At 41.0% G+C, this 13,077-nt stretch carries 7 protein-coding genes; 3 read left to right on the top strand and 4 right to left on the bottom strand.

Annotated features, from left to right (window positions below; genetic code table 11):
• Positions 1-165 precede the first annotated feature (165 nt).
• The 3 genes from AAG807_RS20190 to AAG807_RS20180 form a co-directional block, all read right to left on the bottom strand.
• The gene (locus AAG807_RS20190) at positions 166-1,278 is read right to left on the bottom strand and encodes a hypothetical protein (RefSeq protein WP_341908156.1); all 1,113 of its coding nucleotides are present in this window, start codon (positions 1,276-1,278) and stop codon (positions 166-168) included.
• 265 nt (positions 1,279-1,543) lie between these two features.
• Positions 1,544-4,393 (bottom strand): M43 family zinc metalloprotease, encoded by a 2,850-nt coding sequence (locus AAG807_RS20185; RefSeq protein WP_341908153.1) that lies wholly within the window; start codon positions 4,391-4,393, stop codon positions 1,544-1,546.
• 276 nt (positions 4,394-4,669) lie between these two features.
• On the bottom strand, positions 4,670-5,956 hold the full coding sequence (locus tag AAG807_RS20180) for an aminotransferase class I/II-fold pyridoxal phosphate-dependent enzyme (protein WP_341908148.1): 1,287 nt from the start codon (positions 5,954-5,956) through the stop codon (positions 4,670-4,672).
• A 226-nt stretch (positions 5,957-6,182) separates the two neighbouring features.
• On the opposite strand from AAG807_RS20180, the gene AAG807_RS20175 reads away from it, so the two are divergent.
• Positions 6,183-6,536 carry a hypothetical protein gene (locus AAG807_RS20175; RefSeq protein WP_341908146.1) on the top strand — a complete coding sequence of 118 codons (354 nt, stop codon included), beginning with the start codon at positions 6,183-6,185 and terminating at the stop codon, positions 6,534-6,536.
• Between the two features lie 74 nt (positions 6,537-6,610).
• On the opposite strand, the gene AAG807_RS20170 is transcribed toward AAG807_RS20175, so the two are convergent.
• Positions 6,611-7,195: a T9SS type A sorting domain-containing protein gene (locus tag AAG807_RS20170; protein ID WP_341908144.1), complete on the bottom strand. Its 585-nt coding sequence runs from the start codon at positions 7,193-7,195 to the stop codon at positions 6,611-6,613.
• Positions 7,196-7,399: 204 nt separating this feature from the next.
• Here AAG807_RS20170 and AAG807_RS20165 point away from each other — a divergent pair, with 204 nt between their 5' ends.
• Positions 7,400-10,669, top strand: coding sequence for a S41 family peptidase (locus AAG807_RS20165; protein WP_341908142.1), 3,270 nt, complete (start codon positions 7,400-7,402; stop codon positions 10,667-10,669).
• Positions 10,670-10,850: 181 nt separating this feature from the next.
• Positions 10,851-13,061 carry a DUF4157 domain-containing protein gene (locus AAG807_RS20160; protein ID WP_341908140.1) on the top strand — a complete coding sequence of 737 codons (2,211 nt, stop codon included), beginning with the start codon at positions 10,851-10,853 and terminating at the stop codon, positions 13,059-13,061.
• Positions 13,062-13,077: the final 16 nt, after the last annotated feature.

The following is a 13,077-nucleotide window of genomic DNA, read 5'->3' as shown; positions in this document are numbered from 1 at the left end:
CTGCCATAGCTATGCGAAGGCTAAGAGCTTCAGCGTAAGTATTAGGCAAGCATTTTTATTTGTGCATTCGTGGGAAAAATTGTGAATCCGTTGGTGTGAACTGTTCCAATGAATAAAATGAGAGGCTGCCTAACTTTTTAGACAGCCTCCTCCTTTCATCTTGACTTATTTGGTGTAGGTGTATTTACGTGATCGGGTGATGTTGATTCCGAGTGAAACCCCATAAGTGGTTCCGTATTTATTCATACTTGCATAAAGATTCAACGGAACATTCAAAGCTCCCGGTCGGAAGGTTTTCCCAACTGCGAAAATGAAATTCGTTGAAAAGTAGGTTGCTCCCCGGGTATCCGGTCTTTTGAAATAATCCATGTGAGCAGCATTCGTCACTCCCATATCATCATTCAATTCCTGAAAAGTGTGAAACTCTCCATCGTAATCAGTGGTCCCCGAAACAAGTCGCTTCATAGTAAATGATGGTCCCATGGCGATTTCCCAGGCTCCTTTGCCAAAACGGACTCCATGCATAATGGCAAGTGACGGAATTGGTGTACCGTGTTCCATTCCGGCAACATTTCCTAAAAACTCAAACAAGCCACTAAACTTTTCACTTCCTGCATACTGCACTTCCAGTTGATATCCGATATTGAATAAAACCGGTAACGTTCCTACTCCTCCGTCCCGCTCATTCCGCGTGAAAAACTCCCCGTTTTCTCCAGTCGCCAGTGCAAAACCGATACGAGGTCCTGAATTGTTCATCTTTCCTAAGCCGGAACTGGCTGTTGGACCATCTTTAAAAAACAATGCTTTGTAGACAGACAAATCAACATCTGCTTTAAGTAATTTATAAATCATAATATCCGTCATGCGATTGAGTTCTCTTGGCTGATTTTCAAATTGCTGGATTTCATTCTGTTCGATTTCTCCTGTTTTCACATTGACAATTTTCATGGAGATCAGAATCCGGTCACCCAATCCTTCATAACTTGCACTTAAAGCAAAATCCGCATTCAATTTTGTTCCTACCTTCCCCATGCATTCTTTACCCAGACATTCTTTCATTTGAGTATCCCCCAACTTTTCAGCTACATCATATCGGTCATTGACCACATACTTTTTGGAATTCACGAGACTTTTATAAATCACGGAACGAAGGATATCTTCATTGGATGGTATATTTCGGACCTCGATTCCGGCAATCATCATCGAAGGCAACTCGGAGGTTTGAGCAAACGATTCATACATATATAAACCCAAGCACATTAGAACTATTTTTTTCATGGTTTTCAATTTTAAGTTTCGAGACAAATTTGCTAGGTATGCATAGCAATTGAAAACGGAATTCTGCACTTGACTTTTACGAGTTGCGATTTTCCGTACAACCATTTGGAATAAAACAGTAGCCCTATCCTTTTGTTTAAATATTAACTTTCCATTTTCAAGATTCGTTATATTACGAGATCGCGATATGATAAAGTATCAGTCGTAAAAAACAAAAAAGGCTGCTACGTAATGTAACAGCCTTCTCTCATTCAATTGCTTCATTCTATTTTTCCAACACGATTGGAATATGCTGTGTCCCAACATCCGTTAAAACACGAAGTGTATAAACACCTTTTGCCATATTTCTCAAATCGACATCTTGTTTCACTGTTTGCAGATTGTTCAGTTCATAAACAACCTGACCTTGTGCATTGAACACTTTTACAGCATTCAGATTCACTTCTCCCGAATGAATCGTTATCAATCCTGTTGATGGGTTAGGATAAACCGAGATCAGATCCAATTCATTTTCAGATATGGATGCACAACCGTCAACCACAACCGTAGTTTGAGCAGAGCCTGAACATCCGTTTCCATTCGTGTAATTGTATGTTACGGTAGTCGATCCGATTCCTGTTGTTGCAGGGTTAAACTGACCACCTGTCACACCGGTTCCTGAATATGTTCCACCGGCAGGACTTCCTTGTGTCAAGGTATAAGGTCCATCATTTGAACACAACATTGGAACGGCACCAAAACTAACAGTCGGGTTTGGATTTACTGTCACCGAAATGCTATTTGAAGCCGGAGAGGCACAAGAAGCAACCGTATTGGTAACCGTATATGTTCCTGAAGCAGTTACTGTAATCGAAGATGAAGTGGAATTGTTCGACCAGGTATTTCCTGAACCAGCAGAAGAAGTCAAGGTAACAGAACCTCCCTGACAGAATGTTGTCGGTCCACCGGCAGTGATTGTTGGTGCAGCAGGAACCGCATTCACCGTAATATATCCCGTCTGATTCGATGCATTCGATCCACCCATATTTGTTGCTGTTAATGACACATTATAGGTACCAGCCGTCGGATAAGTCACAACCTGACTTGCAGTAGTCGATGTGGAAGGTGTTCCTCCCGGGAATGACCAACTGTATGAAGTAGGGTTATTTGTAGAAGTACTTGTATAAGTAACCGATTGACCGGCACAAACAGCTGTTGTAGTCGAACTGAATGATGCAACCGGAGCTGCCGGAGTACCACTGATTCCTGTTACATTGATGTTATCGACATATATATTGTTACCATTCCCTCCAATATTCCTAAATGAAATCCAAACAGAACTATTACCAACGTATGGAGTCAAATCTACCGTTTCACTTCTCCATTGAGCAGTTGACGGCACAAATGAATTTGTTGTTGCACTCGCCGTAGCTAATGTTGTATTCGATTTGGAATAAACTGTTGTAAAAGAATTCCCACAATCAGTAGAAACCAATACCTCTAATCCATCATAATAAGATGCATTATAAGGTGCGTAAGCTACATCAAAGACCATTTGAGCACTGGAATAAGCTCCAATATCTGCTTTTGGCAAACGCATCTCATCGCTACCGGATACAATATTGTAATTATCAAATCTCAACGAGTTACCAGTAGTTGGTGCACGCCCTACAGTATTTGATCGTGTCCAAGTCCCAGAACCATTCGGATCGACAATCGTCCAACCTGTCGGAGGAAAGGTTGTAGAAACGAAACCTTCCGAAATTGGCAAGCTGACTGTTGTATTGGTATTTACCGTAATGTAGTTTGTTTTGGATTTTGAATAGGTTGCACCATTCGATGTAGCAGTAACGCTTAAACTTGCATTATAAGTTCCCGCCGTTGAATAAGTAACCGTTGGGCTTGCTGCTGTCGATGTTGCAGGTGTTCCACCAGGGAATGACCAGGAATAAGTAGCAATTCCTGAAGTCTGACTTGGAGTATAAGTAACGGTAGTTCCTGCACACATGGTTGTTTGGTTTGCATTGAAATCAAGTGCGCAAAGAGAAGTACCCGGTCCACCACCAACTAAATTCAAATTGGCAGTTGTCCAGATGTTGTTTCTGCCTCCCACCGAACTGATGATTGCTGCACGCATTCTATCTACTTGACCCTGCGTAAACATTTTTGAACAATAAGAGTAGTCCATGTAATTTTGTACCTGATCTATCTGATCAAATCCCCAATAAGCATTGTCTGTTGTACAGGAATTCTGAGTAACTACACAAGATGTAGATCCTTGGGTTGCCGGCGTGTCGTTTACGTTATCCGTACCACCGCAACCTGCCGAACCAGGATTATTATTTGCCCCCCAAACGTGGGATAAATTTAACCAGTGACCAACTTCATGTGTCAATGTTCTACTGTTCGTAACACTCGAAGTTCCAATTGATCCTGTGTAATTATGCAAGGCAAAAACACCATTGTAATACATTTGTTGCTGAGGCGTCCCTCCATTGTTCGGATTAAAGGTATAACCGGCAGCACCACCGATATCATTGGCAATGTAGATGTTCAAGTAGCGGTTATGAGGCCAAACCCCCTGATAAACATTATTCCCGCTAACGACTGCAGCTACTTGAGTTTCACCATCAGTTCCGTCATTGGTTGTTGTACTAACCGTTCTCGTAATCCCTGAAAAACAGGCACCGTTTGGAGCAACAGTAGCAAAAACAAATCGAATTTCCACATCTGCAGCATCACCTTGAAAAGCAGCTACAATAGCGCTTGTATCAGGATTCAATTTTCGATAATCTCGATTCAGAATATTTAAGGCATCTTGCACCTGAGCATCCGAAATATTTTCCGAACCATTGTTGTGAATTATGTGGAAAACAACAGGAATCGTATAAATAAGACCTGTTAATTTCTCAGTTCCAGCACCAGGCTTGTATTTTGAACTTTGATTTGGCAACGGATCTTTAAAAATTGTTGCAAAACGTACCGGATCATTCAGTTGCATTTGCTGCATGTGATGATGCTGACTGCATTTTTCAACTGCTTGCGGAGAGACAAGTTGTTGTGATTTTTGAGGAATGCCTTGCGAATAGGACGTAAATCCACATAACAAGGTCATAGAAAAGACGAGTTTTCTCATAAGCGTAGTTTAATTTTGAAATATAGCTTTTTAGTTCTGGTAGGAAATTTAAATAAAAAATCGTTTCAGAAACCTCATTCTTACCTCAATAAATTAAAATTGTGAATATCTTTCAGAAAACTATTTGATGATTATTTCACCAAACCACATGAAATAACGCTAAAATATCACTGGTCAATTTCAGATCTAAAAGGGCGATTATTTTCTTTAGCAAAACAAAAAACGCGGGTAAAATTCCCGCGTCATTATCTAAAAACGATTGTCAAAGGACAAGTTCTAACTCAATTTCTCCAAAGCAGCTTTCAAATTGGAAATAACTCCATCCACATCTTCGATCTTGCAAGTCCCGACAGAAAGTCGGTACCAACTGGAATCATCTGAAGAACCGAAAGCATAGAATGGCACAATTGCCACTTTTGCTTCATCCAAAATATATTTCGTAACGTCTTGTGTTGTTTCCAAAACAGTTCCTGATGCCGTTTTCAAACCATGTAATTCAAACTGAACAGTCAGATAGATTGCAGCTTCCGGAGCAATCGCATCAATCTTATGACCTGCCGATCTCAAGGATTGAATTCCATTGTAAAAGCCCAACAAACGTGAATTGATCTCAGATTTGATATGATTCAGATACGTATCGTATAAGCTTAATTCATTCAGGTATTTTGCAGTAGCCATTTGCTCTGCCTTTGGAGCCCAAGCACCTACGTGAGTCAAAATGGATTTGATCTTGTTGATTACGAATTTCGGTCCCATCGTCCAACCGACACGAACTCCTGTTGCAGCCAACGATTTGGAGATCCCATCCACAAACAAGGTATATTCGCGCATAGCAGGTCGCAAAGAAACCGGATTGTAATGTTCAATGGAACCATGAGTCAATGGCCAATAAATTTGGTCATACATCACATACAAAGGTTTCACTCCTGCCGATTCGCGTTTTTTGTTTTCTGCAATCACCAAATCACAGATCTGTTCCAAATCCTCTTTCGAAAAAACGGTTCCTGTCGGATTCAGGGGTGAACACAAAGCCAAAAGACTCGCTTCTGCAAGATAGGGTGCAATTTCCTCTGCCCGAGGCATGAAATTACTCTCCGGACTCGTTTCAATCAGGATCGGACGGGCATTATTCAAATAAGTATAATGATTGTTATTCCAGGATGGAACCGGAAAAATCACAGCATCTCCCGGATCTACAATCGCCTTGAAAATGGCATAAATAGCCGGTCGGGCTCCACCGGTAACTACAATTTCATCTGTTGCGTATTCTAAATCACCCCGCTTACTCAATAATTGGGAAACAGCCTGACGTAATTCCAACATTCCATCTGCAGCAGGATAATTCGTTTGATCATCGTCATACGCCTCCTGAATGAATTGCTTTAATTCTGCCGGAATAGGGAAAACCTTCGAATTGAAATCTCCAATCGTCAGATTGTAAACTTGTTCTCCCTGTTTTATTTTCTCATTAACCTCTGCTGCCAATTTGATAATTTCAGAACCAATGATATGTTCTGCCAATTTAGAAACACGAAGAGTCGAAAGTTCGTTTTTTGTATCCATGACTTAAAATTAGTGTCGCAAAAATATACACAATTGTTAGCAATCCCGAAACACTTATCTAAAATTCGGTCAAAATACGGATCTCATTTAGCGAGAGGTTAAAAGACAGGGATGAGTGGTTGATAGCAAATAAAGATCAGGATATTAAGACTTAGATTTTTATTCAAGTATAGAATACTATCTCAAAAAGTTTTATCATTACCCTTGGAAATTTATTCAATCCAACATGCAAAAAATTGGTATTCTTTTATTATTCTTTCAACTAGCGATCGGCACGGCTTCCTATGCTCAGGATAAAACACCTGAAGTTGACTGGCAAAAAGTAGAAATTCGTATTATTGAATCCCGAAAAACACCACGGAAATTGGATATTATGGGAGAATCTACGCTTAAGATCACTCAAAGAATAAATGCCGTAAGTGATTTAAATGAGGAACAACTCATGGAAATGAAGAAAAAAGCAGCAAAAGACGGCTGTAAATTGGTCGGTATTGACACAAAAGGAGTTTACGATTCACCCAAATCTCCTACGTTTTATTCCAAAGGAAAACTCTATTATTATTGGGGGAAAGAAAAATAGGAGAAGCTACTGCTTTTTATAAAAAAGCCCGAACCACAAACTGATCCGGACTTCCTTCTAAATATTCTAAGTTCTTAGTTTTTGATAAACTTATCCTGAAGGATTGTTCCCTCAGCATTGATCTCAATCACATAAGTCCCTTGTTTCAAGGAAGCAATGTTCAATTCGTTCTTGTTTTTCAAATTTTCTGACAATACCTGTTTTCCTGACATGTCATAGATCACCACATTGAAATCCGTTGCTTTCGTTTGAATGGTAATTGTCTCCGTTGCAGGGTTCGGTCCGAAACTGATTGTTGAAGCTGCATTTTCTCCTACTCCTAAGCTTGGATCAATCACCGTCACTTTCCCGGTCATCATAGCAGAATGAACATTGCAACGATACATGTAAACACCTGCAATATTGAAACGTTTTCCAAAAGTCCAGTTTGTCCCTGTAGTCAACATAGAGAATGATTCAGGATTTGCAGCAAACGTAGCAGTTGTACCGTTCAAATTATGCGACCCATTGTTATTGTTGATCCATGTTACGGAATCCCCAAGATCAATGGTCAGGTCATTCGGCGACCAAGACTGCGCTTGTGCATTCACTGTATGATTTGTCTGACCAAAAGCCACAGGCGCCAAACAAATCATGAATAATTGAGTAATTTTTTTCATAAGCTACTTTTTTTAAAGTTATATTATTAAATATTATTTAAGAATATAACGCGCAAAAGGTGCAAAGGTTGGATTCCAAAGTAAAAAAATTAGTTTAACCGTACACCTCAAGTCCTTCCATTCGTAATTAGATTCGTCCGTCCCACATTTGTCCCGCACCTATTCTGCATTATTTTTTTACTTTTAAAATTCTAAAATCACTATATGAAGAAACTAGTTGCTTGGGTCATGATTGGCGCAATGGTTATGAGCCTTCGAATGCCTAACCTACCAGAACAAATAGCAGGCGCTCCCCTTTGGATGCGCTATCCTATCATCTCACCGGATGGGAAAACCATTGTTTTCACTTACAAAGGAGATATCTATCAGGTTCCTGCTGCAGGTGGAACTGCAACTCCAATAACTTTGAGCGATGCATACGACTTCATGCCGGTGTTCTCACCCGACGGAAAAACCATTTATTTCGCATCGGATCGTTATGGGAATTTTGATGTGTTTTCCGTTCCCTTAATTGGCGGAACAACCAAAAGACTTACGCTTCATTCGAGCAATGACTATCCGCAATGTACTTCTCCGGACGGAAAAAGAATCGTGTTCATTGCTTTACGCGTAGACAATGCAGCTATGTCCCAGTTTCCTTATGGAGCTTTAGGCGAAGTTTATTCTGTCGGAATTGAAGGAGGACGTGAAAAACAGGAACTTTCGATTACAGCTGAAAACATCAAATGGAACAAGGCTGGAACAAAAATGATTTTCCACGATAAAAAAGGATACGAAGATTCCTGGAGAAAACACCATCAATCATCCGTAACTCGCGATGTGTGGATGTACGAAAAAGCAGGAGATAAGTTTACCAAATTGACCGAGTTTGCAGGAGAAGACCGAAATCCGGTTTGGAATAACGACGAAAGCAGTATTTATTACCTGAGCGAAAAAAGTGGTTCTTACAATATTTGGAAAATGAACCCGAATTCACCAGGCTCAGCAACTCAGATTTCAAAATTTGATAAAAACCCGGTTCGCTTCCTTTCGGTTTCCGATAACAACACACTTTGTTACGGTTACGATGGAGAGATCTACACGCAAAAAGAAGGTCAAGGTCCGGAGAAAGTAAGCATTCAGATCAATGCGGAAGACCGGAATGCAGATACTAAAAACGTCTCTGAAACCGGTGGAGCTTCTGAAATTGCTGTTGCGCCAAGTGGAAAAGAAGTTGTTTTCACCAATCACGGTGATGTGTACGCTGTTTCACTTGAAAACGGTGTAACCAAACAAATCACCAATACACCGGAAGAAGAACGAAATGTTAGTTTCTCTCCTGATGGGAAAGCTATTTTGTACGCATCTGAAAGAAATAACATTTGGGGGATTTATCAAACAACCATGATCCGAAAAGAAGATAGTCATTTCTACGCTTCTACCCTTTTAAAAGAAGAAGCACTGGTTGTTACTGAAAATGAATCGTTCCAACCGCAATATTCTCCGGACGGAAAGGAAATTGCTTTCCTGGAAAACAGAACTGCAGTGAGCGTCTACAATATCGCAAGCAAGAAGATCCGTAATGTACTTCCTGCAACTAAGAATTATTCTTACAGCGATGGTGACCAGACCTTCAATTGGGCTCCGGACAGCAAATACATTCTGGTTTCTTTCCTACAAGATGGAAACTGGCACGAACAAATCGGATTAGTGGATGTGAGCGGAGGAAAACCGATGCTTGAACTGACCCAAAACGGATTCTCAAACGGTGGACCGAAATTCCAGATGGATGGAAAAGCTATTTTGTGGTTCTCCAATCGCGACGGAATGAAAAATGTTGCCAGCCACGGTTCGCAACAAGATGCTTATGCTTTGTTCCTGGATCAGAATGCATTCGACCTGTTCAAAATGAAAAAGGCGGATTACGAGCTTTGGAAAGAACAAAAGGAGAAAACCGATAAGGAAAAAGACAAAACCAAGGAATCCGAAACTGCAAAAAAAGGAAAAGGTGAGAAAGCGGATACAACCAAAAAGACAGAGCCTTTAAAAATTGACTTGGTGGGATTAATGGATCGCCAGGTTCGTTTGACTGAAAACTCTTCTTTCTTACAAGATGCATTCTTAGATCCGAAAGGAGAAAAATTGTATTACCTGACTCCGAATGAAGATGGGACTAATTTGTATCTCCGCAATTTCAAGGATCACGAAACAAAAATGTTGATTCCGTTGAAGGCGAATGGGATATGGAGTACGTCCATGGACAAGGAAGGGAAAAATATCTATGCCGTTATCGAAGGGAAATTGACACGCCTGGATTTAGAAAAAGGAGAACGGAAAGACATTCCATTCAGAGCAGAACGCACACAAAACAGTTACGCAGAACGCGCCTACCTGTTTGAGCACATGTGGAGACAGGTAAAAACAAAATTCTACGTTGCAGATCTTCAGGGAACCGATTGGACTTATTACAAATCCACGTATGCAAAGTTCCTTCCTCACATCAATAACAACTATGATTTTGCCGAAATGTGTAGCGAATTATTGGGTGAATTGAACGCATCTCATACAGGTTGTCGTTTCTACCCACATCGCGAAAATGCGGATGAAACAGCACAATTGGGTGTAATTCTCGATGAAACGTTCACCGGAACAGGTTTGAAAATTGCTGAAATCCTGGATAAAGGTCCATTGGTTAGTTCTGAAACCAAAATAAAAGCCGGTGCCATCATTGAAAAAATCGACGGAGTGGAAATCAAACCGGAATTGAACTATTACTCCCTTCTGAATCGCAAATCCGGTAAGCCAATCTTACTTTCTATTTACGACCCGTCAAATGGCAAACGCTGGGAGGAGATCATCAAACCGATTTCTGCGGGAATGCAAAGCGAATTACTTTACCAACGTTGGGTGAAACGTATGCAGACCATGACGGAAAAACTATCTGACGGTAAGTTGGGTTACATGCACGTTCGTGGAATGGATGATGACAGTTACCGCGAATTCTACAACCAGGTAATGGGGAAATACATCAACAAGGAAGCATTGATCGTAGATACGCGATTCAACGGCGGTGGTTGGTTACACGACGACTTGGCAACCTTCCTGTCCGGAAAACAATACATCAACTTTGTACCGAGGGGTCAAAAAATTGGAATTGAACCGGGTTCCAAATGGACCAAACCAAGTTGTGTGATCATGGGAGAAGGAAACTACTCCGATGCACACATGTTCCCGGTTGTTTACAAAACCTTGAACATCGGTAAACTAATCGGAATGCCGGTACCGGGAACAGGAACAGCAGTTTGGTGGGAAAACCTGCAGGACAACTCCTTGATCTTCGGGATTCCGCAAGTCGGTGTCATGACCATGGATGGAAAATACTACGAAAACAACCAATGCGAACCGGATTTCAAAATCGCAAACGACTACAACACCATGTTGAAAGGCGAAGACGCACAATTGAAAAAAGCGGTGGATGTACTTTTAGGAAAGTAACTCCTCACATAGAATAATCGAATCCCTTTCCGTCAGATGACCGAAAGGGATTTTTTTTGTTTTATCAATTGACTTTTCTCAAAATTTCATACATTGTCTACCCAATAACTGAAACACTATTTATAATGAATCTTTCTACTGAAAAATTCCCGCAATGTAAAACCCTTCATACACCAATGAAATGAGTCCGCATGCCAATAAAAAACCGGGAAACAAAAGCAAGCAAGCTTCCTTAAGCCAATCTCAGTCAAAAACTGATCGAAAGTCCGCCTCTCATTTTGTTGATAATCAGCATCAATCGGTTTCTCAGAAAAAAATACAGGAAATCGCTGATAACAGCCCGCAAGCTGCCCAATTAAGATCTGTGCAGGAAATGGCAGACAATAGCGTCCAGACCACAACCATTCAAAAGAAAGAAAACAAAACCGGTTTACCCGACAACCTGAAGGGAGGAATTGAAAACCTTTCGGGAATTTCACTCGACGATGTAAAAGTGCATCGCAACTCGGACAAACCTTCCCAACTGCAAGCTCACGCCTATGCGCAAGGAACAGATATTCACCTGGGTCCCGGACAGGAAAAGCATCTTCCCCATGAAGCCTGGCATGTGGTACAACAAAAACAAGGGCGGGTTCAACCCACGAAGCAATTGAAAGGAACTACAAACATCAATGATGATTCCGGGTTGGAAAAGGAAGCAGATTTGATGGGAGCAAAAGCAAATACCCTTCTTCCAAAACAATTTACGGATGATCCGGAAACAAAAGAAAGAAATTCAACTGGATCCGAAGCACCCATCCAGGCCATGATGAGTTTAGGAGCATTCAAAGCACTTACAAATTTGGGGGAAAGACGAAGTTCCATTACTGCTATTGACGATGCTATCCAGAATTATGAAGACTACCTCTTAAATCCCATTTTAAATGATGAGGAAGGTCACAAACAGCGAAAACTGAATTTACTGGGTGTTTTAAGGTATGTGACAAATGCCTACATCACCGACAAAGAGCAAAATGATCCTACCAATAAACGGATTGCTCCTGTAAAAAGTTTTAAAGAGGATGTATTACTGGAAATTGAACAGACAAACGGCAATATTCCATCCAATCAAACTATTGTGGATAGAATTGAGCAACAACCGGATGCCGATTCTACCCGTTTACTAATCCTAAGTATTGCCAAGGCTCCAAGAGCCAAAACGTGGATCCAGGATTATCTTCAGGTGACAAGTGTTCCGCAGAAAATCACCACCATGACCTCCTTATTGCTCAAGGGCGAATTACCACTCATACTAGACCAGACTTTTGTTAACGGGGCAGGAAGTGATCTAATCGGGACTTTTCCGAAGGGGAAAGCATTGTCATTCTTTTCAAGAAAGGTGATCAATTTATTTGTGGATCTGGTTACTGATTTGGGAGCCTTAAAAAAGTTAGCGTCCCAGCGTTTTGATATTGATGTCGCCAATATTAAAGGATTGGAAGTTGGAAAGCCAACTGCCGGCGATGACACTGTGCAGGCAGAAACAGACTGGACCTTGGAAGGATTAAAAAGAGCCTACAATTTGATGATTAAATTACCCGACGGACATGCATCCAGTAACGCCAGTTTTGCAAAATTAAAACGATTCACAGGAGGAGGTGGCTGGTATGGTGATGCCAATACCGTTTCCATTGGTTATGACAATATCAACAATACCAGAGCAGACGAAAGGACTTTATCTGACAAATGGAATAACAGAGGAACCAATGTCTTTACAGGAAAAAACAGCTTCGATAAATCCGTGAGACATGAAGTGGGTCATGCTGTAGATAAGCAACACGGTTTCAGTAGAGCGTATTGTTCGACTGCAAACGGTGGAAACTGGGATTCGTATAATTCAATGGATTCAATGGTGAAGGCTTACCTGCTTCAGAACAACTCGGCACTTTCAAACCATCCCGCTTGTCTCGCAATGGTTAGAATCGAAATAGCCAAACTGATTACTGCCACTGCTTCACCGAATGCCGTCAAAACGGAAGTCATTCGATTAATGACCCAATCAAGCAACCTGGCAAATATTCCATTCGATCGCTCCATAGTAGATAAAGATTCTATTTTTGAGGATCTCCAAAAAGTAAACCTTAAAAAACCATGGAATACATCCGGTGGTAAAGATGTTGCGGGTAAAACGTTTGTTTATTCGAACGATACCACCTTGTCGGCATATGATACAGCCGCGCGTGCCCGACAGGTTTCCAATTATCAATTCAGAGCTCCGGGAGAATGGTTTGCAGAAGCTTATGCTGCTTATTATCAACCGGATCAAACACAACGGGGTTATGGTTCTGTGCTTCAGGGGCGTGATGCCACAACTTATAATTACATGGAGACACATGTAGATATCAGTCTGTAAACGAAACTTTAAAAAT

The organism is Fluviicola taffensis DSM 16823, from assembly GCF_943372375.1.
GTDB lineage: Bacteria > Bacteroidota > Bacteroidia > Flavobacteriales_D > Crocinitomicaceae > Fluviicola > Fluviicola taffensis_A.
This window is presented reverse-complemented; position numbering and strand designations above follow the sequence as displayed.